General features: G+C 72.4%; 8 protein-coding genes. 3 read left to right on the plus strand and 5 right to left on the minus strand.

What is annotated here, in order from left to right; translation table 11 throughout:
* Window positions 1-17: 17 nt before the first annotated feature.
* Window positions 18-3794, minus strand: coding sequence for an nSTAND1 domain-containing NTPase (locus tag ACZ45T_RS10370; protein ID WP_468439459.1), 3777 nt, complete (start codon window positions 3792-3794; stop codon window positions 18-20).
* A gap of 158 nt (window positions 3795-3952) precedes the next feature.
* Window positions 3953-4315, minus strand: coding sequence for a hypothetical protein (locus ACZ45T_RS10375; RefSeq protein WP_468439461.1), 363 nt, complete (start codon window positions 4313-4315; stop codon window positions 3953-3955).
* 324 nt (window positions 4316-4639) lie between these two features.
* Here ACZ45T_RS10375 and ACZ45T_RS10380 point away from each other — a divergent pair, with 324 nt between their 5' ends.
* Both ACZ45T_RS10380 and ACZ45T_RS10385 read left to right on the plus strand, forming a co-directional pair.
* Window positions 4640-5743, plus strand: coding sequence for a right-handed parallel beta-helix repeat-containing protein (locus ACZ45T_RS10380; protein WP_468439463.1), 1104 nt, complete (start codon window positions 4640-4642; stop codon window positions 5741-5743).
* Window positions 5744-5777: 34 nt separating this feature from the next.
* Window positions 5778-6869, plus strand: coding sequence for a methyltransferase (locus ACZ45T_RS10385; protein WP_468439465.1), 1092 nt, complete (start codon window positions 5778-5780; stop codon window positions 6867-6869).
* A 125-nt stretch (window positions 6870-6994) separates the two neighbouring features.
* Here ACZ45T_RS10385 and ACZ45T_RS10390 read toward each other — a convergent pair whose 3' ends face one another.
* Together ACZ45T_RS10390 and ACZ45T_RS10395 are read right to left on the minus strand one after the other, a co-directional pair.
* Window positions 6995-7252 (minus strand): acyl carrier protein, encoded by a 258-nt coding sequence (locus ACZ45T_RS10390; RefSeq protein ID WP_468439467.1) that lies wholly within the window; start codon window positions 7250-7252, stop codon window positions 6995-6997.
* A 12-nt stretch (window positions 7253-7264) separates the two neighbouring features.
* Window positions 7265-8389 carry a SchA/CurD-like domain-containing protein gene (locus ACZ45T_RS10395; RefSeq protein WP_468439469.1) on the minus strand — a complete coding sequence of 375 codons (1125 nt, stop codon included), beginning with the start codon at window positions 8387-8389 and terminating at the stop codon, window positions 7265-7267.
* 146 nt (window positions 8390-8535) lie between these two features.
* Here ACZ45T_RS10395 and ACZ45T_RS10400 point away from each other — a divergent pair, with 146 nt between their 5' ends.
* Window positions 8536-10194: an FAD-dependent oxidoreductase gene (locus ACZ45T_RS10400; protein ID WP_468439471.1), complete on the plus strand. Its 1659-nt coding sequence runs from the start codon at window positions 8536-8538 to the stop codon at window positions 10192-10194.
* 112 nt (window positions 10195-10306) lie between these two features.
* On the opposite strand, the gene ACZ45T_RS10405 is transcribed toward ACZ45T_RS10400, so the two are convergent.
* Entirely contained in the window at window positions 10307-10915 is a 609-nt protein-coding gene (locus ACZ45T_RS10405) for a TetR/AcrR family transcriptional regulator (protein ID WP_468439473.1), read from the minus strand.
* Window positions 10916-11076: the final 161 nt, after the last annotated feature.

Below are 11076 nucleotides of genomic sequence, written 5' to 3' on the forward strand. Positions count from 1 at the left end.
CCGGTCGGGGCCATGGCCTACGGGTTCGCCCGCAGCCGGTCGATCACCGTCAGCCGCGCCCCGACGTCCAGGTTCCACAGCCGCACCGTGCCGTCCGTGCTGCTGCTGGCCACCGTCCGCCCGTCGGGGGCGAAGGCGACGCCCCACACGGCGTTCGCGTGACCGGACAGCGCGGCCACCGGCCGGCGTCCGGCCACGTCCCACAGCCGCACCGTACGGTCGTTGCCGCTGCTCGCGAGCGTCCGGCCGTCGGGGGAGAAGGCGATGCCCCGCGCGGAGCCGGTGTGGCCGGCCAGCGCCGCCTCGAAGCGGTGGCGCCGGGCGTCCCACAGCCGTACGGTCCCGTCGTTGCCGCTGCTGGCGAGGGTCTGCCCGTCCGGGCTGAAGGCGACTCCCCGCACCGCGCCCGTGTGGCCGGTGAGGGCGGCCAGCGGGCGGCGCCCGGCCACGTCCCACAGCCGGACGGTCAGATCGTCGCCGGCGCTCGCGAGGGTGCGCCCGTCGGGGCTGAACACCACGTCGTTGGCGAAGTCCGTGTGCCCGGTGAGGAGGGCGAGCGGGCGGCGCCCCGCCACGTCCCACAGCCGCACCGCGCCGTCGGACCCGGCCGAGGCCAGCGTGCGCCCGTCGGGGGAGAAGGCCACCGAGAACACGGTCCCGCCCGCTCCGGTGAGCGCGGCCGATGTCGCGGACGCGGCCGACGGGGCGCGTGCGGAGGCGTCCCACAGCCGGATCGTGCCGTCGGACCCGGCCGAGGCCAGCGTGCGCCCGTCGGGGGAGAAGGCCACCGAGAGCACCGTCTCGCCGTGCCCCGGGAACGTCGCCAGGACCCGGCGCCCCGCCACGTCCCACAGCCGCACCGAGTGATCCGAGTCCGCGGTGGCCAGCAGCCTTCCGTCCGGGCTGTACGCGGCGTGCCAGATCTCCGTGAACGGCCGCGAGACCAGCACCGCGCCGCGCAGGTCCCACAGCACCACCGACTGGTCGAATCCGGCGGTGGCCAGCACCGCGCCCCGCCCGTCCACGGCCACCCCGAGCACGTAGTCGGTGTGCCCGGCGAGGGTGGCCGTCAGCCGGCCGCCGGCCACGTCCCAGAGCCGTGTCGTACCGTCACCGCCCGCGCTGACGACCGTGGTTCCGTCCGGGGTGTAGGCCACGCCGTTGACGTCGTCGCTGTGCCCGGTCAGCGTCGCGGCCGTCCGGCGCCCGGCCACGTCCCACAGCCGTACGGTCCGGTCGACGCCGCCCGAGGCGACCGTACGGCCGTCCGGGGCGAACGCCGCCCCCAGGACCTCGTCGGTGTGCCCGGAGAGGACGGCCAGCGGACGGGCGTCCACCGGATCCCACAGCCGTACGGTCCGGTCGGCGCCCGCCGAGACCAGGGTCCGGCCGTCCGCCGCGTACGCGAGGGCGTTGACCCTCCCGCTGTGGCCCGCCAGGGACGCGACCGCGCGGTGCTCCCCGTCGGCCTCCCACAGCCGGATCGTCCCGTCGGGGCCCGGGACCGCCAGCGTCCGCCCGTCGGGCGCGAAGGCCACGGCCCGGGCGCCCGCCGTGCTCGCCGGGAGAACCGCCGCCGTACGGTGGCCGGCGGTGTCCCAGAGCCGCGCCGGCCCGTCCTCGGAGGTCGCCGCGAGGGTCCCGCCGTCGGGGCTGAAGGCGACCGCGCGCAGGCGTCCGGGCATGCCGAAGGTCGCGGTCGTGCGCCGGTCGGCCACCCGCCGCAGCGTCACCGTACCGTCGGAACCGGCCGTCGCCAGCGAGGCGTTCCCCGGGGCGAAGGCCACGGCGTTGACCGGTCCGCCGTGCCCGCCCAGGCGGGCGATGAACGGCTGGGACTGGGTACTCAGCAGCGCACCGCGCGCCTCACTGGTCGGCGAGGTCCGGTACGCCTGCCCGGCGAGCAGCATCGAGGCCTCGGGCTGGCCCGCGGCCAGCGACGCGGACTGCAGGGCGAGCGCCCGCGAACGGGCGACGCGCTCCTGGCCGAGCGCGCCCGCGCGCTGCTGGTACGCCAGAGCGCCGGCGCCCACGGCGAGGACCAGCAGGACGACGAGCGTGGCCAGCATCCGCTGCCGCAGCCGCACCTGGCGTTCCGCCTGCCGCTCGCGGCCGTCCTGCGCGCTCTGGCTCGCCCGGAGGAAGGCCGCCTCCAGGGGGCCGAGCCGGCTCCTGCCGTCGAGCTCGTCGGCCCAGGAGCGGGCGCTGTCCAGCCGGGTCCCGCGGTAGAGGGCCGACGGGTCGCGGCCCTCGCGCTCCCATTCGGCGGCGGCGTGGGCCAGTTGCTGGTGGATCAGGAGTCCGGCCCGGTCGGCGCGGATCCAGCCGCGCAGCCGCGGCCAGGCGTGCAGCAGGGCCTCGTGGGTGATCTCGACGGTGTCGCTGTCCATGGTGATCAGGCGGGCCCGTACGAAGGTGTCGAGCGCGGCCGCGGCGGGGCCCGCGTCGACCAGCTGTTCCATCAGGGCGGTGCGGCTCATCCGGCGCCGGGTGGCCCCCGTGCCGTCGGCGACGTGGACCAGCCGCACGAGGATGCGGCGGAGCGTCCTCTGCTCGGCCGGGTACAGGCGGGCGAACACCTCCTCGGCCGTACGGGCGATCGCGCCCTGGATGCCGCCGGTGCGCTCGTATCCGGCGACGGTCAAGGTGGCGCCCTCGCGCTGCCGCCAGGTGGCCAGCAGGGCGTGGGAGACGAGGGGGAGCGCACCGGAGGGCGTCCGGTCGGGCGGATCGTCGCGCAGGCCGACGTCGCGCAGCAGCAGGGGGACCAGGCCCGGTTCGAGGGCGAAACCCGCGAGCTCCGCCGGGCGGGTGATCGATTCCCGCAGCTCCGTCAGGGACATCGGGGGCAGCACGAACAGGCCCCCGGTGAACACCGGGGCCAGCTCCGGAAGGTCCAGGCAGTCACCGGAGAAGTCGGCCCGTACACCGAGCACCACGACGGCGGGATCGTGACCGGCCGGCGCAGGGCCGGAGGCGGCCAGCGCGCAGAGCACCCGTACGAACGCGCGCCGCTCGTCCTCGTCGGTACAGAGGGTGAACAGCTCCTCGAACTGGTCGACGAGCAGCACCGGACGGACGGGCGGGGTCAGCCGGTCCGGGGTGGCCGCCGGGGCGCGCCCGGTGAGCCGGTGGACGGCTTCGAGCAGCGCGTGGGGCCGCTCCCGCAACTCCTGTGCGCCGATGCCGAGATCGCTGCCCAGGACCTTGGCGGCGCAGTCCAGCAGTTCGGCGAGGGGGTGCGCGGTGGGAGTGAACCGCACCACCGGCCATGCGTCGGCGCCCGGCATCGGGAAGCCGCCGCGGCTCCGCAGGGCGGGTACGAGACCGGCGTTCAGCAGCGAGGACTTGCCGGCGCCCGACGGGGCGACCACCATCAGCGGTCCGCTGCCGATCCGCTCGAAGACCCGTTCGGCCAGCTCGGCCGTCGCCCGCTCCCGGCCGAAGAACCACCGCGCGTCCCACGCGGTGAAGGCCGCCAGGCCGCGGTAGGGGCATGCGCCGTCGGCCTCGGGCGGCTCCGTCTCCCCGGCCATCCGAATGAGTTCGCCCCCTGCCCGCAGTACGTCGTCGCAGCGCCGCGCGACGTCCACGGTGGCGCGCTTCGAGCCGGTCTCGATCTTGCTCAGATAGCCCTTGCTGTAGTGCGTCCGCCGGGCGAGGTCCGCGAGGGACAGGCCGCGTTGCACACGCAGACGTCGCAGCTGGGTGGGAAAGGCCATCGCGGCGTCGTCGGATTCGTGCTGGTGATCGGTCTTCGGCGGGCGGTCCGGATCCCCCACAACATCCCCCATGGCAAGCGCGCCGAGGCAGCGAGACGGCAGTGCCCAGGCTACAGCGGGGGTCGGACGACCGACCGGGTCTTCGCACCGGTATGACGAGCACAGGAACGTCCGGGGCCGCCGCGCGGCGGCCCCGGACAGCGGCTCCCCCAGCCCTCCTGACGGGGGGGCTACGGGTTGAGGCGGATCGAGTTGATCGGCGTCAGGTCGGCGTAGACGCCCGTCTTCGCGGCGATGGGGTTGCCGCAGCCCGCGCCGCCGGAGCCGGTGCACAGGTTTGCGGTCGCACCGCCGTACTGGTTGTTGAGGACCCAGTGGTTCCCGAACTGGTTGCTCAGGTTGTGGGCCCCGTAGCTGTAGAAGACATGGGTGGGCCTGACGGCGGGGTTCTGGTTCTGGGGGTAGATGCAGACGGCCCCGTCCGGGCACCCGGCCCACGCGTCGACCGGCTTGGCCTGGACCGGGCCGCTGAGCGCGAGCACGGCGACGGCGGAGGTGGCGAGGGCGGCGGCGCCGCGGAACATCTTGCGCATGATTTCCCCTTGTGGTCTTGCCTCGAGCGGACGGCTTCAGCCTGCCCCGGCCCCGCACCGGGGTCGACGGGTTGCCTGTTGCCCATCGCGACAGAGCCCGGGAAACCCCCTGTGACCAGCGCGATCGCCGAAGCGCAGGCAACGGCCCGCGCCGTCGCCGCGCCGTACGGCCGGAGCTGATCCGGCGTCACCCTGTACGACCGTCAACCCCGAGCCCCTCGATCCACTCCTCCGGACCCCAAAATGCCGCCGTTTGCCCACGGGATGTATCCATCCGCTTACCCGGTGTGGCGATCCGTCGGAATCGCCCATAACTTCGGCATCGTGACGAACCGACAACTCAAGTCCCTCACGTGCATCGCCGTCGTCATGGCCGCTGGTCTCGGCGTGGTCGTCGCGCCACCCGCCGCCGCAGCCGGACACAGAGTGCACCCGGGCGACTCCATCCAGGACGCGGTCAACGCCGCCAGGCCGGGCGACATCATCACCGTCATGCCCGGTACCTACTACGAGAACGTGCTGATCACGAAGAAGCTGACCCTGCGGGGGTGGGGGGCGCGGACGGTGATCAAGCCGCCGGCCACACCGGCGCCCGCGCCCGTGGCCGCCACGCCGAACGGGCCCGCACGGGCGGCGGCGACCGCCTGCTCGCAGGCCGACACCGGAATCTGTGTCATGGGGACGGCGGACAAGACCGTCGACGAGGTGAACATCCGGGCGCTGACCGTCTCCGGCTTCAAGCGCAACGGCATCTGGGCCTCCTACACCGACCGGCTGAGCGTCGAGCGGGTGATCTCCGAGAAGAACGGCACCTGGGGGATCGCCCAGGAGCGCTCCACCCGCGGGCTGTTCCGCGACAACGTCGCGCGCGACAACACCGAGTCGGGCATCTTCATCGCCAACACCGTCGAACGCGAGGGCGGCGCCACCGACACCCGGGGCGCCGTGGTCCGCAACAACACGCTGACCGGCAACCGGATCGGAGTGACGGTCAGGCGGGTCAGGAACCTCACCGTCCACGGCAACACCCTCACCGGCAACTGCGGCGGCGTGTTCGTCGTCGGCGACGAGGGCGAGCCGGGTGCCGGAGCCATGACCATCCGCAGCAACCTGATCCACGAGAACAACAAGTTCTGCAAGGGCAACACCCGCCTCCCCGACATCCAGGGAGTCGGCATCGTCCTCACCGGGGCCGAGCAGACGACCGTGCGTTCGAACTCCATCCGCGGCAACGTCGGCTCCTCCCCGCTGTCGGGCGGAATCCTGCTGTTCAAGAGCTTCGTGGGCGCCAAGAACACCGACAACGTCATCCAGGACAACGTGGTGCGGGACAACCAGCCGGCGGATCTGGCCAACCAGGGGACCGGAACGGGCAACCAGTTCCTCCGCAACCGGTGCGGGACCTCCGTGCCGGCCGGGATGTGCTGACCGTGTTCCCCCTCACGAGGAGAAACGAGGCCGTATGACCACGGTAAGTTCCACCCCCGCCTCCACCCCCAACCTCACCTCCACCCCCACCCCCATCCCCACCCCCACTCCCGCCTCCCCCCAGCCGGCCATGCGGCTGCGGGAGCTCGTCTTCGGGGCGGCGTGCGCCGCGGCCGTACGAGCGGCCGCCCGCCTGGGAGTGGCCGACGCCCTCGGCGATGCGCCCGCCACCGCGGCCGAGCTCGCGGCGGCGGTGGACTCCGAGCCACAGCCCATGCGACGGCTGCTCCGCGCCCTGTCCTGCTACGGGATCTTCGCGGAGACGGAGGACGGGGCGTTCGTCCACACGGAGATGTCCCGGCTGCTGCGCGACGACGATCCGCACAGCCTGCGCTACATCGCCCTGTGGTGCACCGAACCCTGGACCTGGCAGGCGTGGCCACGGCTCGACGACGCCGTGCGTTCCGGCGGGAGCGTCTTCCAGGAGCTGTACGGCAAGGGGTTCTTCGACTACCTGCACCAGGACGCGCACGAGTCGGCCCACGTGTTCAATCGGGCCATGACCACCTCCAGCACGCAGTCGGCGCTGGACGTCGCGGAACTCCTCGACCTCACCGGGGTCTCGGTGGTCGCGGACATCGGCGGCGGCCAGGGGCACGTACTGGCGAGCCTGCTGGAGAAGCACCCGACCGTACGGGGAGTCCTGCTCGACCTGCCCGGAGTGGTGGCGAAGGCGGATCCCCGGCTGCGCGAGGGCGGTCCGCTCGCCGCACGGGCCGGCATCGTTCCCGGGGACTGCCGCGAGTCCATCCCGGTCGAGGCCGACATGTACATCATCAAGAACATCCTGGAATGGGACGACGACAGCACCCGCCGGACCCTGCGGAACGTCGTCGCGGCGGCCCGTCCCGGATCCCGGGTCGTCATCATCGAGAACCTGGTCGACGACACTCCGTCGATGAAGTTCACCACGGCCATGGACCTGCTGCTGCTGCTCAACGTCGGCGGCGCCAAGCACACCAAGGAAAGCCTCTGCACGCGCATGGAGGCCGCCGGTCTGGTGATCGGCGAGATCCGTCCGGTCAACGCGTACCTGCACGCATTCGAGTGCACGGTGCCAGGCTGACCCCCGGCCCCCGGCCGGACCCGCGCACCACCACCTCCATCACCTCCACCCCCACCTCCAACACCACCGCCACAACGCCTCGAGACCGGCGCGGAGCCGGTCTCGGGGGCGTCGGCATGGAGGCGTCAGGTGCCGGACATCAGGGAGTTGTTGACGAGGTCGAGGAACTCGCGCGGAGACTTGCAGCGGTCCGCGTCGGCCGGCAGCGGCCGGCTGTGCCGGTTCTCCAGCTCGCCGACGATGCCGAGCAGCCCCAGGGAGTCCAGGCCCCACTCGTCGAAGCCCGAGTCGGGGCGGCTCGCCATGGCCGCGGGGTCTACGGTGACACCCGCGCCCTTCTTCATCAGAGCGGCCAGTTCTTCCATGGTCAGTCGAGCGGTCATGACGACATCTCCTCAGGCTTGCACCGGCGTACGCCGGTCGGTGATCAGGCGCATTTCAGAGCGCGCGAGGAAGCGTGAGATCTCCTGGTCCGTAGTGGGGACACCGTCCTTGGCGCTGTCGAGCAGCCGGGCGAGCACCGCCGCCTTGTGGCTGCCCTCGACGCCGAGTGACAGTGCGGGCCGCGCGTCGAGCGGGGCGCGCATGTCGAGGAGCCGGACGACGATGTCGTCGCGCTGGAAGACGGTGCTGGCCTCGATGGGGCTCGTCGGGTCGTCCACGGCCGCCTCGTCCTGGCCGGCGAGCAGCCGGGCGAGTGCCATGCCGCAGCCGTCCTTGGCCGGGTAGAAGAGCGCGTGCCGCCGGACGTCCGCGGGCTCGTGGTCGCCGGCCGCCACGTGGTGGACCGCGGGGAGCGCCGCACGGGTGAAGAAGGTCCGGGCGGATCCGGGATCGCTGAGGTCCCGGTCCTGCTCCAGATAGGGGTTGATGGCCTCCTCCAGCGCCCTCACCTCGGGCTGCTGGGCCACGTGGCGCAGTGCCGCGAGGAGGTCGCCCTCGACCTCCACCGCCCGTACGACGCGGTTGCCGTGCATGAAGAGCGAGGTGCGGCGCAGCCGGGTGCCGTCGTCGACCTGGGCCTTCGGGGAGGCGTATCCGGCCAGCAGTTCCGCCACGACGGGCTCGCTGCCCGGCTTCACGGTGAAGGTGAGGGCGTGGCGGACCACGCCGTCCCCCCGTCGCGGAGCGACCCGGAGACGGGTCGGGCCGGGCTCCTCGGCGGCGGGGCCGAAATCCTTGCCGGCCTCCCGCAGCACGCTGAACCGCAGGGAGCGGGTGTCCCGTACGCAGCCGTGGAGCGGCTGGACCGTCGCGACGTGCTCCTCGCTGTTGACCCAGGCCAGGAACCGCGGTGCGCTCTCCCACTCGCTGGTGATGAGCCACTGCGAGGGATTCTCGATCGACTGGCACAACTCGTCGCTGATGTGCCCGGGGACGGAGGACACCTGCTCGCGAAGATGTTCGTACACCTCCAGGAACTGGTTCTGCGCTCCGTCGTACAGATCCAGCAGCAGTACGACCCGAAGCCTCGAGCCGTCGAAGGCGGACTGGGATATCCGTTCCGACAAGGTTGTCATCGTTCACACTCCTTCGAGACCACACGGTCGCCACGGGCGGCGCCACCCGAACCGATCGTTGTCCCGTAATCCCCCCGGCGCGAGAGGAGAGAACCAAGCGGGTGAACGGGCGAGGGAACCGCCCTCGTACAGGGCATGGAAGAGCCATGAAGGAAAACGTCGACCACCGCGTCCCGGTCCTCATCGTGGGCGGCTCGCTGGTGGGCCTGTGCACCTCGCTGTTCCTCGGCCGGCATGGCATCAGACACATGCTGGTCGAGAAGCACGCGGGTACCTCGATGCACCCACGCGGACGCGGTATCAACGTAAGGACGATGGAGCTGTTCAGGGTCGCCGGCGTCGAGGGCCGGATCCGTGAGGCCGCCTCGGTCCTGGCGGACAACCACGGCATCATGCAAGGCGGCTCGCTGACCGGCGAAGACCAGGAGTGGCTGTTCGAGGAGATCGATCCAGGTGGTGCGCTCGCGCGCTTCAGCCCGTCGGCATGGTGCCTGTGCAGCCAGAACGACATCGAGCCGGTACTGATGTCCGTGACCCCCTCGCTCGGCGCGGACCTGCGGTTCTCCACCGAGCTCCTCTCCTTCGACCAGGACGGGAGCGGGGTGACGGCGGTCGTGAAGAACCGGGAGACCGGGGAGCACAGCACGGTGCGCGCCGACTACCTCGTCGCGGCCGACGGGCCGCGCAGCCCCGTGCGGGAGGAGCTCCGGATCGGCCAGAGCGGCTCCGGCGACCTCTTCCACAACGTGAGCATCACCTTCCGGTCCCGCGGGCTGGCGGAGGTGATCGGCGACCGGCGCTTCATCGTCTGCTACCTCACCAAGCCCGACGCCGACGGCGCGCTGCTGCCGGTGGACAACCGCGAGCGGTGGGTCTTCCACGCGCCGTGGCACCCCGACAAGGGCGAGACCCTGGAGGACTTCACCGACGAGCGCTGCGCCGAACACATCCGCCGGGCCGTCGGCGCACCCGACCTGGACGTCGAGATCACCGGCAAGGCCCCGTGGCACGCCGCGGAGCGGGTCGCACAGCGGTACGGGGCCGACCGGGTCTTCCTCGCCGGCGACTCCGCCCACGAGATGTCCCCCACCGGGGCGTTCGGCTCGAACACCGGGATCCAGGACGCCCACAACCTCGCCTGGAAGCTCGCCGCCGTGCTGAACGGCTCGGCGGGCCCCGGGCTGCTCCAGACGTACGAGGCCGAGCGGCAGCCGGTGGCCCGCGCGACGAGCGAGCGCGCCTCGGCCCGCTCGGCGGAGCACAGTCATCCGGGGTACGAGCCGGACCCCGCGGCCGCCCCCGAGCCCGCCGCGCGCGGTGGCGGACGGCAGGGCGGCGTCCTCTCCGTGGCCATGGGCTACCGCTACAACACGGGCGCGGTCCTGGGAACCGACCCCGACCTGCCCGTCGTACCCGAACGGATGAAGCTCGGCGGCGATCCGGGCACGCGCGCCCCGCACATGTGGCTGCGCGGCCCCGGGGAGCCGGAGCCGAAGTCCACCGTGGACCTCTACGAACGGTCCTTCGTCCTGCTCAGCTCCGAGGGCACCGAGTGGAGCGGTGCGGCGCGGTCCCTCGCCGAGCGGCTGAACCTGCCCCTGGCCGCGTACGCGATCGGCACGGGGCCGGAGGCCGACCTGACCGCGGAGGACGGCGGCGACTGGGCCGAGGTGCACGGCACGACCAAGGTGGGCGCGGTCCTCGTACGCCCGGACGGCTTCGTGGCCTGGCGCACGACGGAGGCCGCGACGGATCCGGAATCGGTCCTCCACGAGGCGTTGACCACGCTGCTGCACCGGACCTGACCGGAACCCCGCCCGCTCTCCGGATCCCTGCGCCGCCCGGCGACGCAGGGATCCGCCGTGCTGCCCGCCGCTCCCGGACGTCAGGTGGCCCGGACGTCAGCCGGTGCGGACGTCAGCCGGTCCGGGCGTCGTCGGCGGCGAGGCTCACGACGTGGTCGGTGATCGTGTCGAGGATGTCCGCCGAGATGGTGTCGTCGCCGAGGACGAGGTGGTTCAGGGTCAGCCCGTCGGTCATCGCCGCGAGATACCGGGCCAGCGAGGGGACCGGTACGCGCAGCGCGAAGCCCATGCGGTCGCAGAGCTGCTCGATGAGCTCGGTGTACGTGTCGGAGTACATCTCGTACTGCCGTCGCGCCAGGTGCTCGAAGCCCGGTTGGCGCAAGGCGTACTGGGTGAGTTCGTACGTGAGCATGTGCTCGCCCGGGTGGGCGGACACGTGGTCCCAGTACGCCTGGAAGCCGGCCCGGATGGTCTCGCGGAGGGTGGCTTTGGGCTGGATCGCCTCCCTCACCACGGTGATGCTGTGATCCGTGATCGCCGCGATGACGGATTCGAGCAGGGCCTGCTTGGAGTCGAAGCAGTAGTGGAAGACGCTCAGGGACACGCCCGCCTCTGCGGAGATCGACCTGGTCGTCGTCCCGGCGACGCCGTCGCGGGTCATCGCGCGGATCGCGGCCTCGGTCAGCTGCCGGCGCCGCTCGGCCGACGGCATCCGTGCCATGGGCGTTCCTTTCGCTTCCTTGCTGCGCTGTGCCGTGCTGTGCCGTGCGGTGATGTGCGGGGGGGGGGGGGGGGGGGGGGGGGGGGGGGGGGGGGGGGGGGGGGGGGGGAGGGGGCAGGGGGATAAGGAAAGAGACCGGAAAAGGGAAAAAACACAGAACT

Source organism: Streptomyces sp. NPDC030995 (assembly GCF_055571215.1).

Excerpts from the sequence above, each read along its gene's own strand:
- ACZ45T_RS10370 (WP_468439459.1), bottom strand. The coding sequence starts at position 3,794 with ATGGGGGATGTTGTGGGGGATCCGGACCGCCCGCCGAAGACCGATCAC.
- ACZ45T_RS10390 (WP_468439467.1), bottom strand. The coding sequence starts at position 7,252 with ATGACCGCTCGACTGACCATGGAAGAACTGGCCGCTCTGATGAAGAAG.
- ACZ45T_RS10375 (WP_468439461.1), bottom strand. The coding sequence starts at position 4,315 with ATGCGCAAGATGTTCCGCGGCGCCGCCGCCCTCGCCACCTCCGCCGTC.
- ACZ45T_RS10405 (WP_468439473.1), bottom strand. The coding sequence starts at position 10,915 with ATGGCACGGATGCCGTCGGCCGAGCGGCGCCGGCAGCTGACCGAGGCC.
- ACZ45T_RS10400 (WP_468439471.1), top strand. The coding sequence starts at position 8,536 with ATGAAGGAAAACGTCGACCACCGCGTCCCGGTCCTCATCGTGGGCGGC.
- ACZ45T_RS10385 (WP_468439465.1), top strand. The coding sequence starts at position 5,778 with ATGACCACGGTAAGTTCCACCCCCGCCTCCACCCCCAACCTCACCTCC.
- ACZ45T_RS10395 (WP_468439469.1), bottom strand. The coding sequence starts at position 8,389 with ATGACAACCTTGTCGGAACGGATATCCCAGTCCGCCTTCGACGGCTCG.